The sequence below is a fragment of the Bartonella mastomydis genome, assembly GCF_900185775.1.
Taxonomy (GTDB): domain Bacteria; phylum Pseudomonadota; class Alphaproteobacteria; order Rhizobiales; family Rhizobiaceae; genus Bartonella; species Bartonella elizabethae.
The window spans coordinates 180,892-195,744 of sequence record NZ_LT883138.1; the positions used below are offsets into that span (position 1 = coordinate 180,892).

8 protein-coding genes and 1 tRNA gene are annotated in these 14,853 nt (G+C 36.4%); 5 read left to right on the top strand and 4 right to left on the bottom strand.

The window, feature by feature from the left end:
* The first annotated feature begins 84 nt into the window (after window positions 1-84).
* Window positions 85-1,512, top strand: coding sequence for a hypothetical protein (locus FJG96_RS03995; RefSeq protein ID WP_139412844.1), 1,428 nt, complete (start codon window positions 85-87; stop codon window positions 1,510-1,512).
* Window positions 1,513-1,701: 189 nt separating this feature from the next.
* On the opposite strand, the gene rpoH is transcribed toward FJG96_RS03995, so the two are convergent.
* The 3 genes from rpoH to FJG96_RS04010 form a co-directional block, all read right to left on the bottom strand.
* Entirely contained in the window at window positions 1,702-2,586 is an 885-nt protein-coding gene (rpoH, locus tag FJG96_RS04000) for an RNA polymerase sigma factor RpoH (protein WP_139412845.1), read from the bottom strand.
* A gap of 148 nt (window positions 2,587-2,734) precedes the next feature.
* Window positions 2,735-3,739 (bottom strand): RluA family pseudouridine synthase, encoded by a 1,005-nt coding sequence (locus FJG96_RS04005; protein WP_139412846.1) that lies wholly within the window; start codon window positions 3,737-3,739, stop codon window positions 2,735-2,737.
* Between the two features lie 30 nt (window positions 3,740-3,769).
* Window positions 3,770-5,200: an aldehyde dehydrogenase family protein gene (locus FJG96_RS04010; protein WP_139413611.1), complete on the bottom strand. Its 1,431-nt coding sequence runs from the start codon at window positions 5,198-5,200 to the stop codon at window positions 3,770-3,772.
* Between the two features lie 465 nt (window positions 5,201-5,665).
* On the opposite strand from FJG96_RS04010, the gene FJG96_RS04015 reads away from it, so the two are divergent.
* Both FJG96_RS04015 and FJG96_RS04020 read left to right on the top strand, forming a co-directional pair.
* Complete coding sequence (locus FJG96_RS04015) at window positions 5,666-8,251, top strand: DNA translocase FtsK (protein WP_139412847.1); 2,586 nt, start codon at window positions 5,666-5,668, stop codon at window positions 8,249-8,251.
* 1,169 nt (window positions 8,252-9,420) lie between these two features.
* Complete coding sequence (locus FJG96_RS04020) at window positions 9,421-11,121, top strand: PAS domain-containing sensor histidine kinase (RefSeq protein ID WP_139412848.1); 1,701 nt, start codon at window positions 9,421-9,423, stop codon at window positions 11,119-11,121.
* 19 nt (window positions 11,122-11,140) lie between these two features.
* On the opposite strand, the gene mscL is transcribed toward FJG96_RS04020, so the two are convergent.
* A complete protein-coding gene (gene mscL / locus FJG96_RS04025; protein WP_139412849.1) occupies window positions 11,141-11,551 on the bottom strand; it encodes a large conductance mechanosensitive channel protein MscL in 411 nt (136 codons plus the stop codon).
* A 1,589-nt stretch (window positions 11,552-13,140) separates the two neighbouring features.
* On the opposite strand from mscL, the gene FJG96_RS04030 reads away from it, so the two are divergent.
* Together FJG96_RS04030 and FJG96_RS04035 are read left to right on the top strand one after the other, a co-directional pair.
* Window positions 13,141-14,223 (top strand): quinone-dependent dihydroorotate dehydrogenase, encoded by a 1,083-nt coding sequence (locus FJG96_RS04030; protein WP_139412850.1) that lies wholly within the window; start codon window positions 13,141-13,143, stop codon window positions 14,221-14,223.
* Window positions 14,224-14,374: 151 nt separating this feature from the next.
* Window positions 14,375-14,451 (top strand) — tRNA-His (locus FJG96_RS04035).
* Window positions 14,452-14,853: the final 402 nt, after the last annotated feature.

Sequence of the window (14,853 nt, forward strand, 5' to 3'; positions counted from 1 at the left end):
TGACAATTAATGTATGAAGCTAAAAAGTGTTTTGGCTTTAGGGCTGGGGTTTCTTTTCTCAGTTTAAGAGAGATTATAGAGGAAATGGTAGATTTCGTTGGAATCTTAAAAAAGGCAATTAATGCGCAAAATAATGTTACACCACAAGTGCGTAAGCGGATTTATAAACGGGCTATCGAAACGTTAGAACATCAATTTTTAACAGCGAAAATGCCGCAAGCAATAGCAGATGAACAAAGAAAGATTCTTCAAAGTGCTATTGAAACTGTTGAAGAAGAATATTTAGCAGTTGAAAAGAAGTTGCTTTCTTCAGTTATTGGGTGGAATCCCACAAATATAAATGAAGATGAAAAATATATAAAAGAGACCATATTACAAAAGAATAATGAATTTTCAGGGATAAATACAAAGAGCAAGCAGGATTTTGTTACACGTCCAAAGGATAACGAGGTATTTAATGATCCTTGTGTATCAGATATGCCAGAGGCAGAGCCTGTTAATATGGAGGCTTATGTGCCTTCTGAATATATTAATCGCTATGCGTTAAAGGTTTCTCCTTCACAAGAAGATAATCCGCATATTGTTTCGCATATTTTTTCTCAAGCTTTACGTCGTGCTAATAAATCATTGGTGCAAAGGCGTATTGTGATAAGCGCTGTTTCTGTTGTGAGTTTTATTGTTTTAGCGGTTGGTGTTTTTTTTATTGGGGAACGTGTATTTGTATTAAATGATCATCAGCTGTTAGAAGAAAATCTTCAAGCTTCTCATGGGTTACCAAAGGCGCTTTCGGTTAAGAGAAAGTTAACACAACGCTTATTAGAAGATGGGAGTGAAGTTGATGTTGGTTTAAAACAAGCGGCAGATTCTTCTGATGAAGAAGGAATCTCAACAGTTGTTACCAGCAATTTGCAATCACTTGAAAAATCAGGGGAGGCTGTTTTTTATCAGGCACGTACAAATTATGATGCAGAAAAGGTCGCAACGGGAAGTGCTCGCTGGACGCTTATAAGGGAATCTCGTGTAGAGGGGGCTCCAGAAGAAATGGCTATACAAGGTGATATAACAATTCCCGATGAAGGGTTATCATTACGTTTAATTTTACGTCGTAATACCGATCGGTCATTTCCTGCTGCATATATGATGGACCTTATTTTTATTCTTTCTGATAAATTTTCAGGCAAAGCTATAAGCAATGTTCAAGCATTAACCTTTAAAGCAAGTGAACAATCCATTGGGCAAGCTTTAACAAGAACTATTTCTGCAAAGATTAACGATGATTTTTTTCTTGTTGCATTGAGTAGGAATCATCCATTTCTCGACCGAAATTTACAATTGATGCGAGAATTGCATTGGATGCGTTTGGTGTTAACGGATAAAAATGGACGCATAAATGAATTAACCTTTGCAAAAGGCCCAATAGGTGAGTCCATTTTTAATGAAGTTATTGGAAAATGGCTTACTCAACAAGATAAACTAACAGTTCTTGGCCAAAAGAATAAAACACAGATGTAAATAAGATAAAAGGCTACTTCTCACCATACATTTTTATCCATTATACCTAAACGAATTCAATAAAGCACATACACCAATAACTCAAAAAGCTTGAAAGATTCATTTAAAAGTACACAGCCAACAGATGCTTTTTTCATTTCCAATTCAAAAATGTGCAAGCCATTGGCTTTATACCTAATTTTTAGAGTCTTATACTTGACTTTGAGATAAAGCAGAACCTCTAATAGAGTTTTGTACTTTTTCAAACGCACGCATTTCAATTTGTCTTACGCGTTCTCGACTAATGTTAAATTCACCAGAGAGTTCTTCTAGAGTTAAGGGTATATCGTTTAAACGACGCGCTTTAAATATACGTTTTTCACGTTCATTGAGACTGTCTATGGCATTGACAAGCATGGAACGACGATTTTCTAATTCACTTTTTTCAATTAAAATTTGTTCTTGGTTGTTTGATTCATCCACCAACCAATCTTGCAATTCGCTGTTTTCTCCTTCTTTTGTACGAAGGGGTGCGTTGAGCGAAGTGTCACCACCAAGTCGGCGATTCATTGATACAACTTCATCTTCTGTGACATTTAACTGAGTCGCAATTTCTTTTACTTGTTCTGTATCAAGATCGCCGCTATCAAATGCTTGAAGTTTATTTTTTAACTTACGAAGATTGAAAAACAAGCGCTTTTGATTGGCTGTTGTCCCCATTTTCACCAAACTCCAAGACCGTAATACATATTCTTGAATTGATGCTTTAATCCACCAGATTGCATAGGTCGCTAAACGAAAACCACGCTCCGGTTCAAAACGCTTAACAGCTTGCATGAGTCCAATATTACCTTCTGAAATGACTTCCCCAATGGGGAGGCCATAACCCCGATATCCCATAGCGATTTTAGCAACGAGACGCAAATGACTGGTGACCAACCTATGTGCAGCTTTTAGATCATTATGCTCACGATAACGCTGAGCGAGCATATATTCTTCTTTTGGCTCTAGCATTGGAAAACGACGCACTTCTTCTAAGTAACGGTTTAATCCGCCATCACCTGTGATTACTGATAACAAATTCATATGGGCCATATAGCACCCTCCTTTTATCTGAATTCCCTAATAAGGCAAATTCTACGTTTAAGATAGCGAACTATCCTTGTAACTTCACTTTAGCATATTTTTCAATTTTGTTCAAAAAAAGATATTTTATTGTGAAATCTTGAGACGAAGAAAAGTTTCAATTCATTTTTTTTAAGTGCTTAATAAGTGTAGCCATATCTTGAGGCATCGGTGCGAAAAACGACATAACTTTACCGGTAGAAGGATGTTTAAAAGTAAGACTTGCGGCATGGAGTGCTTGTCGGTTGAATTGGTCGATTGCATTTTTCAGAGTGGGATTAAGAGTGTTTGATTTTGTTTTAAAAGCATTTCCATAAACCGTATCACCGACGAGTGGATGTCCGATATGTGCCATATGAACACGGATTTGATGGGTACGTCCGGTTTCCAGACGACATTCCAGAAGACTAGCAAAAGAGGTTGAGTCTTCGCGAGTACCATATTTTTCAAGCAGTGAAAAATGTGTAACGGCATGACGAGCATGAGGGGTTTGGTTATCGACAACAGCTTGCTTTGTTCGGTTATGGGGCGAACGGCCAAGTGATGCATCAATTGTCCAGACATTGCGGTGAGGTGTCCCCCAAATCAAAGCGTGATAGCGTCGATCTAGTGCGCAGGTTCGTCCATGATCAGAAAATTGAGCACTGAGACTTTTATGAGCCAGATCATTTTTTGCAACGACCATAACACCGCTTGTATTTTTATCAAGCCGATGGACAATGCCTGGGCGCTTAACACCACCGATACCAGATAAACTATTCCCACAGTGATAAATAAGGGCATTAACCAACGTACCAGTCCAATTACCATTGCCAGGATGAACAACAAGACCCGCTGGTTTATTAATAACAATGACATGATCATCTTCAAAAAGGATGTCCAATGCAATGGCTTCAGCGCTAGGTTCTGCGTCACGAAGGTCAGGCATTGCCAATTCAATTATTTGGTTAGATTTTAATTTTGTTTTTGGTTCCTTTATGAATTGACCATCAATTTTAAGGCAGCCTTCACGGATGAGGGTTTGCAAACGCGAACGTGAGAGCACAGTATGATATTGTTTTGCAAGCCACTGATCAAGACGTTGTCCAAGAGCACCTTCATCCGTTATTTTCTGTATAACCATACGATTCCTATTAAGTTTTTAATAAGATTTTTACCAGTATGAAATTGCTTTGCTATCGAGAAATTCTTTAATTCCCCAATGTCCCCCTTCACGAGCGCGCCCAGAGAATTTTACACCTCCAAAGTAGCTCCCATCAGGTAATCCATGTCCGTTAACTTCTACCATACCAGAGCGTACTTGTGCCGCAATACGACGACATTTGTTGCGATCTTGCGATTGAATATAGTTTGTAAGACCATACTCAGTATCATTTGCTAAAGCGATGGCTTCTTCTTCTGTCCTAAAGGAAAGAATCGAGAGAACTGGACCAAAGATTTCTTCTTTGAAAATACGCATATGAGGTTTTACATCAGCAAAGACTGTTGGACGGACATAATAACCGCGTTCCATCCCTATAGGTAAACCGGTTCCGCCTGCAACAAGAGTTGCCCCTTCATCAATGCCCGATTGGATAAGATCTTGAATTTTGTCATATTGTTTTTTTGAAACAACAGGTCCAATATGATTACCTTCTTGGCAGTTTGGTCCTACTTTTGTGGTTTCTGCAATATCTTTGGCTATTTTTATGGCTTTGTCATAGATGTTCTGTTCCACAAGCATACGAGTCGGTGCATTACAACTTTGTCCACTATTATAAAAGCAATGTCGCACACCCCGCTGGATAGCATCTGAGTCGGCATCAGCAAAGATGATATTTGCGCCTTTTCCTCCAAGTTCCAGACAGACTCTTTTTAAAGTGGCACTGGCATTTTTAGAAATATCTTTTCCTGCTCTGGTTGAACCAGTAAAGCTGATCATTTCTAGATCTGGATGTGCTGAAAGGTAAGAACCAACAGTTGCGCCATCCCCATTGATTAAATTAAAAACGCCGGCAGGAAGCGCGGCTTCATCTAAAAATTCAGCAAAAAGCATAGCAGAAAGAGGCGCAATTTCAGAGGGTTTTAGCACCATGGTACAGCCCGCCAAGAGAGCTGGGATAACTTTAAGAGTCACTTGGTTCATAGGCCAATTCCATGGCGTAATTAATCCTACGACGCCGATAGGGTCGTAGTGAAGGATTGCGTGTTCATTTCCCTTTATTAACGTTTCTTGGAACGAAAACTCTTTATAAGCTTCGATAAAATCACGAATGTGGGAACCGCCGGCTGCGGTTTGCGCATTAAACGCCATATCAATCGGTGCTCCCATTTCCATTGAAATGGTTTTAGCCATGTCTTTGGAACGTTTTTCATAGATCTCTAAAATTTTTTCAACGAATCCAAGACGTTCGCTTGGTGAAGTGGTTTTCCATTTTGGAAACGCTTCTTTTGCTGCATTAATTGCTTTATCAGCATCTTTTGTGCTTCCAAGGCTAATGACAGCACAAACTTCTTCTGTTGATGGATTAATGACGTCAAAATCGTGAGGCGTACTTGGATCATCCCATAGACCATTGACATAAAATTTCCGCTTATTAAACATCATTCACTCCCTTTTTTCTATTTATGTTTATGTAATTATGATTATCCTAGTCTAAGCCTTTTTAAATGAAGATAACAAGGATAATCTTATAAAAACGCGAGAAATGAGATTGTGTTATGATCATCAAATATGAAGCGTTAAATAGAGCAATGCTTCTATAACTGTTTGTATTATTGGGACACATCGTTTTTATAAAATGGGAGAGGAAGAGAGGTATAGACAACTTTCTTGACACTTTTTGTCATGAAATTTTCTTCAAAATAAATGGAATAGGTGCGATAAGACACTATCAACCTTAGCAATTTCTGTCATAAACTTTAAAAGAAAATATTATGCATTTGGTCATCATTTTTTTTCATTAAAAAGTAACCATCAGCAAAAGGTTATTAACCTTCATATGATAGCTTCTATAAATTCTTTTTGAAAAGGTTATTTTTCTCATTGCTATAAATTTGTTGGGTGCCCATGCATAATTCAAAAACAAAATCTATTTCTACGTCTTCTTTGTCTGATGATGGTACGAAAGATGCATCAAGAGAAGATTTATCTATTAAGATTACAGAGATATTTCCTTATCCGGAAGTGTGGAAAAAGGCATTTACCCTAGGAAAAAATGTCCGCTTTACACGAACCCCAGAAGTTGAGATTTTACGTCGTCGTATAGAAACAGATCCAGTTTTTGCAAAACAGTTTAAAATTTTTACGAAGCAAGATCGAAAAAAAATTACAGATGTTGTGCATTCTAAAAAGAAAACAACAAATATTCCATCGACAAAAAAAGTCATTAATCCCCAATCGATAGAGAATAAAACCTCAGTTTGTCATTCAACAGTTTTAAAGCAGTTGTCGCAGCAAGCTATTAGCATACCATCAGCCAATATTCCCCTTGAGGAAAATAAACCAGAGCATGAATTACACGTGAAAAATGAGCTACAAAAAATAAAGCCTGCTTTGCACCTTTCCGATGATGCATTTTTTGAGTGTGGATCTTTGATATTTGAACCTGTGGATACTCAAACTTCAAAAGAGGATGGCACATCGATTGATACCACAAATGAAACGACACCTGATACACTGGATGTTCCTTCTGTTTTTGATGAGTCAATAACGGCTCTTTACCGTGTTCTTGAATACCGCTTTCCGCAACTCTATGATTCAATTACATCAGACTCTCCAGCGGAAAGGATGAGAGGCGTTGAGCAAATTTCTGATTTAATGAATACGAATAATGATCCTATGAAGGATTCTAAAGAATGTCATTCTAAGTTTTCTGTTGAAAATTCTGCTCATATGTTAAATGATACTGAAGTGCTAAGTGACACTAGGGATGCTATAGAGACTGAAGAAACTCATAATAGTGCCGCCCATAACACTTTTGATTGTCAAACAAAGGATGCTACAAAGAATTCAAAAGAATTGTCTGTGATGCAAGCAAACGGTAAAATGAAAGCATTACAATCTACCCGCGCACCCTTAGGCAATCATAATTCTTCTTTTATGAAAAATATTCAATCTATTGACTGTGATGTTTATGAATTTCCTCCGATTAGTTTATTACAGAAACCTGTTTTTCATGAAGGGACGATGATTCCTCAGGAAACATTAGAACGTGGTGCTGGACTTTTGGAAAGTGTTTTGGAAGATTTTGGCATTAAGGGTGAAGTTATCCATGTTCATCCGGGACCCGTGGTAACAATGTATGAATTTGAGCCCGCTGCGGGTGTAAAGTCATCGCGTGTTATTAATCTTTCTGATGATATTGCACGTTCTATGTCTGCTATTTCCACACGCGTTGCTGTCATTCCTGGACGCAATGTTATTGGGATTGAGTTGCCTAATGCGGTTCGTGAAACTGTTTATTTACGGGAATTAATCCAAACCCGTTCTTTTCGTGAAAGTGAATTTAAACTTGCTCTTGCTTTGGGGAAAGGGATTAATGGGGAACCTGTTATTGCAGAATTAGCAAAAATGCCTCATTTATTGGTAGCAGGAACAACTGGGTCAGGAAAATCTGTTGCAATTAATACAATGATTTTGTCGATTCTTTATCGGATGACGCCCCAGCAGTGTCGTTTGATCATGGTTGATCCTAAAATGTTAGAGCTTTCTGTTTATGATGGCATTCCACATCTTTTAACACCTGTTGTAACAGATCCTAAAAAAGCGGTTACCGCTTTAAAATGGGCGGTTCGAGAAATGGAAGAGCGTTATCGCAAAATGGCGAAATTAGGTGTGCGTAATATTGATGGTTTTAATGCACGCGTTGCACTTGCGGCTCAAAAAGGCGAAACGATCATGTGTACTGTACAGTCGGGTTTTGATAAAGAAACAGGGGAAATGCTTTATCATGAAGAAGCTATGGATCTTACACAGCTGCCTTATATTGTCGTGATTGTTGATGAGATGGCTGATCTCATGATGGTGGCGGGGAAGGAAATTGAGAATGCCATTCAGCGTTTAGCGCAAATGGCGCGTGCGGCAGGTATCCATCTGATTATGGCAACGCAGCGTCCTTCTGTTGATGTTATCACGGGGACAATTAAAGCAAACTTTCCTACCCGCATTTCTTTTCAGGTCACATCAAAAATTGATAGTCGTACGATTTTAGGTGAACAAGGGGCTGAAACGCTTTTAGGTCAAGGAGATATGCTTCATATGGCAGGTGGGGGGCGCATTGTGCGCGTTCATGGACCTTTTGTCTCTGATGAAGAAGTTGAATCGGTTGTTGCACATCTTAAAATGCAAGGAAAACCCGATTATTTAGCAACGGTCACAGATAATGAAGACGAAAACGATGAGGATATTACTGCTGATTCAACGGCTGAAGTTTCTGAGGAAGAAAATTTTGATGAAGAGAGTGAGAAACTTTATAACCAAGCTGTAAAGATTGTTATGCGTGATAAAAAATGTTCAACATCTTATATCCAGCGCCGACTTTCAATCGGCTATAATAAAGCAGCTTCTCTTGTTGAGCGTATGGAAGAAAAAGGCATTGTGGGAGCCGCTAATCACGTTGGTAAACGTGAAATTTTAATCAATGAAGGAAAATAAACGAGCACATTTAAAAATATGCGATTTTTTTAAATATCTGACAGTAATTATTTAAAGAGAAAATACGTGTTTTATTTTTTCAAGTCAGATGCGACCATCTATTTATTTTTTTGAGATCCTTATTAAAAAATTGAGTAGAGAATAACAAAATAACCTTTTAACTGTTCATGGGGAGAATAGGCTGATACAAAAGGGCGGAGATGTTTTTAACATTTCTAGAGGGCCTTGAATGTAAGGAAATGAAATAAATCTTTATAGGAGAACAGATGATTTTTGTTCTTTTTTCTGATTACAAAAAGATTCTTTGATCAAGTATTAAAGTGGTATATTTTTTGTTTTTTTCTATAGCGGTTTTTATGAAAAAAGGGGCTTTGAAGTATTCTGGGAAACATCATAAGAAGAGTTCCCAAAGATCTGTGATGCTTTAAAATGCTACGCTGAATTTATGATCATTTGATGTTTTGGCGCAAGATAAGGTGTTGTGACGGGAAACTTTATTTGAAAAAAGAAATTTTTAATTTCGGATTTTTATAATATAATATATTGAATTGTAATAATAATTTATCTTTATTCCTATTGAATAAAAGTTTCAAGTATCATAAAATTTTCTCGTCTCAAATCTGTTTACATTGAAACAATCAAAACTGTTTTTTGTCCATCATAGTAAAAGCGGTGGAGGGTACAAAACGTTTAAAAGGAATAAAAATACCTTTTAATGAACATTTTCAAACATAAGAACCATTGGCTATATTATGGACTAGACGCGTGTAATAATAATGCAAGCGAGTTCTTTTAGAAGGATAAAAAGGTAAAGCATAATCCCTTGATATCCGTGATGGGGGCTTTTACATTACGACATTTACTGATGTCGATATAATAAAATAAGTTTGGAACAAGATGTCTCTTTAAGACAGGTGTATGAATACGCAAGTATATTCTTCTGAGAGTACTATTTTATGTGAGGGGCATTTTCCTTTGTAACAAGCTTTATTACAATAATAGGTGAATTAGAAGATTCTTTTTACTCTTGTTTTGTTGGTGAAACAGTCAAAATTTTGCTACAGATAATTGATAATGAGATATTCAGTTATTTTAACGAGAGCAGGTATTTTTTAATCAATGAACATTATCCGTTTGAGATTTAATCCAACACTTTTTTAGTTTTAGTTATGTCATTAAAAGCAGATGAGTTAAGTACAAGTGAATTAGAGTGTAAGCAAGAAGCCTTTTGTTTTACACCAGAGCTTTTGCCTCGACCTTTTACGTGGAAAATCGATCACAATGGTTTATTTTGTGAAGTTTCAAAAGAGCTAGCTGAAGTTGTTGGGCCTCTCTCTTCCTCTATTCTAGGATGTAGTTTTCATGAGCTTGCTCATCAATTTAATGATGATCGATATCAGGTTCTCAGTCGTTTTATTGAAGCAGCTATGTCGTGGAGTAAAGAGATTGTTCAATGGCCTGTTGATGGTTGTTCACAATGGCTTGATGTTGAATTGTCGGCTTTACCAATTTTTGATGTTAAAAAGCAACTTAAGGGGTTTCGTGGCTTTGGTGTTTTAAAAATACAAGAAAGAGTTCAAGAAAAAAGAGACGAAAAGCTGGAGACGGAAATGCCATGTCTTACGGAGATAGAACGCTCAGCTTTTCGTGAGATTGCAGAGCAATTACGAGATGAATTGAATTCATCAGTAAAAGAAGAGAATTTTGTTGAAGAAACAGCTGTTCAGTTATCACATCCACAAACATTGCTAGTAAATGCGATAGAACAAGTTCTCATAAAAGAACCCGCTGCAGTTTTATCATTGTTGGAGACAGCAACAGATGGTGTTTTATGGTTAGATGAACAGGGTTTTATTCAATCGGCAAGTAAGGCTGTTTTAGCATTAATGGGTTATGAAATAAATGAACTACGAGGACAGCCACTCTCTTCCCTCTTTACTTTGCAAAGCCGATTTTTGGTTGAAAAATATTTTAAATTAATCCGTATGAAGAGGAAAAATCAGGTTTTAAAGTGCAATGAAACAGCTGATTTAATGACGAAAAGTCATAAAAATAGAACCGTTCTTATAACGATTGTATTTTTGGCACAGCAAGGCAATTATGCTGTTATGTTGCATGATATGACAAAAACAGCTCTATCAGAAGAAAAAAAAGCAGAAGAGAATAAAATCGTTGGAGTTGTTCATGAAATACGAACACCTTTGAATGCTCTTATTGGTTTTGCAGAAATTATGAGAGAGGGGCGTTTTGGTTCGATAGACAATGAACGTTATCATGGATATTTGCGCGATATTATCTCCTCTGGAAAACATATATTATCACTCATTAATCAATTACTAGAATGTTCGAAGAATAATTACTCTGGTTCCAATAATCAGATTGATTCTTCCCTTATTTCTGAAACATTTGATGTGATATCTTGTTTACGTGCGACGATCGCTTTTCTTGAAACAGAAGCCAATCATAACGGCATTATCATGCGCATTGTTGCTCCACCGCATGTTCCATTTATTCCTGTATCACAACAAATGTTTCGCCAGATTATATGGAATCTTCTTTCCAACGCTATTCGTTTTACACCTCTGGGTGGTCAGATTATTGTTCATGTTTCTTATAGAAAAGAGCGCGTAAAAATTTCAGTGAGTGATAATGGTATAGGAATGAGCGAAGAAGAAATTGTACAGGCCCTACAACCTTATGGTCAAATAGAGCGAAAAGATGGTCGATCTGGTGACAGTGCCTTTATGGGTACAGGCTTAGGGCTCCCAATGTGTAAGGCAATGGTGGAAGAAAATGGGGGAGAATTTTTATTGTTCTCAAAACCCAACCATGGAACGACTGTGGAAATGTTTTTTCCTTGTGTTTCGTGAGGTTAATCCTCTCATAAGTTTACTTTTTTTTAGCCAAGAGATCTCTAATTTCTGTTAGAAGTTGTTCTTCTGAAGAGGCTTTTGGGGGATTTTCTCCTTCTTCTTTTCTACGGATTTTATTCATAGCTTTAACAAAGAAAAAAAGAACCCAAGCAATAATGAGAAAATTAATCAATAAAGTGATAAAGTGCCCATAGCTAATGGTTGCTCCCGCTGCTTTGGCGGCACTCAAAGTCGCTTGTTTTTCACCAGCAAGTTGAATAAACATATTAGAAAAATCAATTCCACCTGTAACAAGTCCAATGATGGGCATAAAAATATCATTGACAATTGAATTGACTAAGCCACCAAAAGCGCCTCCGATAATCACACCAATAGCAAGATCAATCATATTACCTTTTAGGGCAAATTCTTTGAATTCTTTAAGCATTGCAGTTTCCCCTTTATGTAAGCGATATACGGTAATTTACTTACCGCTTTTGATGAAAAAGGAAAGGGCAGATTTTATTTTTAGGATTATACTACAACATTAATATTATTTTCCAAGAACTTTATGAAGGCTTAATAAACAGCTCTATAGATTCTATTTGAATAGACATATCTCTCGTAGATAAAAGCTTTTTGGATAAAAACTGCATCTGCTTTAAGGAAGCTTGGCGAATGAAGTATTATATATTGGTGTAAAAAGAGCATTGAGAATAAAAAATTATGTTCCAGCTCTGATGGGAAAAATGAATTGATGAAGCAGGCGTAAGACTTATAATTAGTTCCCTTTTAATTCAATCTGTTGCAATTGCAGTTTGAATATTAAGCGATAGAGCAATGAGGAGCGCAAGCTTATCTAAAAGCTATTTGTACTGTATTGCATAGGTTAAAAATGATTATAATTTTAACAGAAGACAACATGTCGATTTATAATGATAAATCATCGTTTTTAACTTAAATCATAACACCGAACATTGAAGATTTGCCCATTACAATCCTTCTCACATTGAATCAAATAAATCACATGCTTGAATGTTATAAACAGGGTTGGTGTGTTGGTAAAAAACACGAAAGAAAGAACTAAAAATGCCTCTTATGAATCGTCTCAAATACCAAGAGCTGTAGAATATTGGGAAAGAGCAAAGCGTGAGATAGTGCTGGCTTGTTATGCTATAAGCATAAAAATGGTGATGCTGAATGATTTATCATTATACTATTATTCATGAGGGGTGTCATGAAATAGGATGAACAGCATTAAGAAATATTTATTTAAAGAAAGAATGATCAACCCAATGGCATTCTGTTTTATATGAGGGATTGCCTCCCATTGAGTCACATTTCATCAGTTGGAAGCTTGTATCAGTTTATAGATATAAGAGCCTATAGGGTTTAGAAGATTGTTTGGGTTTGCAAGGCGCTAGTATGATTAAGTATGCGTTTAATGATCAACTTTCATCACTGAAACTGTATTTTGTGCACCAGCAATGATAATAACGCAGATTCTTCAAAACGTTACGAATCTCATACAATGGTTGAATCCCATGCAGCTAAAAATGGTGCAACAATGGCATGAATGTAAGATGATTTTACGAACTGTGCATTTTCAATGCTAGAAAAAAAACAGCTTTATAGAGCAAGTTTTATTTTTGTTGGAAACAATATGATACAAAGGAATTTAGAGAAAAGAAATAAATTTCTTTCATAAGGGGATTATGAGCTTGCTTGCAAGAGATAAGACCATGGTTTGGTGAAGGGGCATTGATGTTTCAATTCACACAGGCATTTTACATTTTATAAGATTTAGAATTTACAGAATATTTAATTAACTGAACAATTGTGAAAAAGAGAAATGTTTTTTCAAGAATAAGTTTTTTCTATTGAGGGTTCGTAAAAATTCGCGTGAATGCCGATGATGTAATGAATTTTTTTATGGAAGAGGAAATTTTTTGAATCATATGCTCTCTTGGCGATCTTTTGTGTTAAAAGGTTTATGTGAGATGTGATGGATCATTTTTATGTTGTGGAGAAGGATTGATGAGTTTTTTTCGTTGTATTGGCCGTTCTGCTTTATTTATGTTGGATCCAGAGCATGCGCACCGTTTAGCGATTGTGGGATTAAAAAGTGGATTAAACGGTTGTCAAAAGGTTGTTGATAAGCGATTGTGTGTAAATATTGCAGGGCTTGAGTTTAAAAATTTTATTGGTCTTGCAGCGGGGTTTGATAAAAATGCAGAGGTTGTTGATGAAATTTTTCATTTGGGATTTGGTTTTACTGAAATTGGAACAGTGACACCAAAGCCTCAGGTTGGAAATCCTAAACCACGGCTTTTTCGTTTAAAAGAAGATGAAGCGATTATTAATAGAATGGGTTTTAATAATGACGGACATCAAGTTGTTTACGACAGACTGCGGACACGTAAAAAAACGGGTATTGTAGGAGTCAATATTGGAGCCAATAAGGATACGGTTAATAAGATTGACGATTATACTGTTGGCATTGCTCATTTTTATGATGTTGCGGATTATTTTACGGTTAATATTTCTTCTCCCAATACACCAGGTTTGCGAAATTTACAGGCTCGTGATAGTTTGCACCTTTTGTTGAATGCCATCTCAAAAGCGCGAAAGGAGCAAGAGAAAAAGCATAGATTCTCGCTTCCCCTTTTTTTAAAAATTGCTCCAGATTTATCAGAGAAAGAGTTGGATGATATTGCTGAAGAAATAAAACTTTCTGATTTTGATGGACTCATTGTTTCCAATACGACTCTTTCACGTCAAGGTCTTACCAATAGTCCTTTCAGCAATGAAGAGGGAGGGCTTTCTGGACGTCCACTTTTTGAGCGTTCTACGATTGTACTTGCAAAAATGCGTCAAAAGTTAGGGAAGGAGATTGCAATTATCGGTGTTGGCGGTGTAAAGGATGCAAAAACCGCTTTGGAAAAAGTAAAAGCAGGTGCAGATTTAATTCAATTATATAGTGGGATGGTTTATGAAGGTCCAAATCTTGTCGTAACTATTTTGAAAGAGATTTTACGGATGATGCAACAAGATGGTGTTGATAACATAAAAGACTATCGTGATCATGGTCTTGAGCATTGGGCAAAATTTCCCTTGTAAAAATTTCCTTCGTAAAAAATATTTTTTCTTCACAAAAAATTGCGAGATTTTTTTAAAGGGGCTTGCAAACTTTGTTGATCTTCCTTATGTCACATAAGCAAAGAATAAATGTTTACAAAATCGTGAACAGTTATGATAGATTTGCTTTTATGCGGTTGTAGCTCAGTTGGTTAGAGCGCTGGTTTGTGGCACCAGAGGTCGTAGGTTCAAATCCCACCAACCGTACCATTTATCTTCTCCAGCTTTTCTCATTCTTATTTTTGGCGTTTTGTAAGGCAATTAAAAGCCGCGCTTGGCGGCTTTTTTTGCGTGTGAGCCGTCACGAAGCAGAGAGCTTGCGCGGATGATTTTTCTCAAATTTTGCCAAAAACGGAATGATGCGATCAATAATTGCTTGAAATATAAATGGGTTAACTAAGTCTATGATTCTGATTGCAATTGCAATAATAAATATCTCTATCAGTATATTTATATAATTATATTATATTTTGTAAACCAAGAAATCTTATTTATCTTTCATTATTATTGTTCATAATATAGACTATTAAGTTTAAATACATAAAATAAGTAAGTATAAATTTACTAAAATATGACATATTTTTGACATAATTTCCTTGATTTATGTCAACC

What these genes read in the sequence shown, in the direction of transcription:
- mscL (WP_139412849.1), bottom strand. Translation starts at nt 11,551, where the DNA reads ATGCTTAAAGAATTCAAAGAATTTGCCCTAAAAGGTAATATGATTGAT.
- FJG96_RS04005 (WP_139412846.1), bottom strand. Translation starts at nt 3,739, where the DNA reads ATGGTTATACAGAAAATAACGGATGAAGGTGCTCTTGGACAACGTCTT.
- FJG96_RS04015 (WP_139412847.1), top strand. Translation starts at nt 5,666, where the DNA reads ATGCATAATTCAAAAACAAAATCTATTTCTACGTCTTCTTTGTCTGAT.
- rpoH (WP_139412845.1), bottom strand. Translation starts at nt 2,586, where the DNA reads ATGGCCCATATGAATTTGTTATCAGTAATCACAGGTGATGGCGGATTA.
- FJG96_RS04030 (WP_139412850.1), top strand. Translation starts at nt 13,141, where the DNA reads ATGAGTTTTTTTCGTTGTATTGGCCGTTCTGCTTTATTTATGTTGGAT.
- FJG96_RS04010 (WP_139413611.1), bottom strand. Translation starts at nt 5,200, where the DNA reads ATGTTTAATAAGCGGAAATTTTATGTCAATGGTCTATGGGATGATCCA.
- FJG96_RS03995 (WP_139412844.1), top strand. Translation starts at nt 85, where the DNA reads ATGGTAGATTTCGTTGGAATCTTAAAAAAGGCAATTAATGCGCAAAAT.
- FJG96_RS04020 (WP_139412848.1), top strand. Translation starts at nt 9,421, where the DNA reads ATGTCATTAAAAGCAGATGAGTTAAGTACAAGTGAATTAGAGTGTAAG.